The sequence below is a fragment of the Sulfitobacter sp. HI0027 genome, from assembly GCF_001634775.1.
GTDB lineage: Bacteria > Pseudomonadota > Alphaproteobacteria > Rhodobacterales > Rhodobacteraceae > Sulfitobacter.
Genome location: NZ_LWER01000422.1, coordinates 1 through 277, shown reverse-complemented (window position 1 = coordinate 277; position 277 = coordinate 1). Strand labels below are relative to the sequence as shown.

Here is a 277-nt window from a genome sequence, read left to right as displayed (position 1 = left end):
AGGTACTGTCATTATCATCCCTGGCGAAAGTGCTTTACGATNCTAAGACCTTCATCACACACGCGGCATGGCTAGATCAGGCTTGCGCCCATTGTCTAAGATTCCCCACTGCTGCCTCCCGTAGGAGTCTGGGCCGTGTCTCAGTCCCAGTGTTGCTGATCATCCTCTAAAACCAGCTATAGATCGTAGACTTGGTAGGCCATTACCCCACCAACTATCTAATCTAACGCGGGCCGATCCTTCTCCGATAAATCTTTCCCCCGAAGGGCGTATGCGG

Annotated in this window: 1 rRNA gene; it reads right to left on the bottom strand. The window is 52.2% G+C overall.

Annotated elements, in window-relative coordinates:
* Positions 1-277, bottom strand: a 16S ribosomal RNA gene (locus A3722_RS18850); the annotation flags it as partial.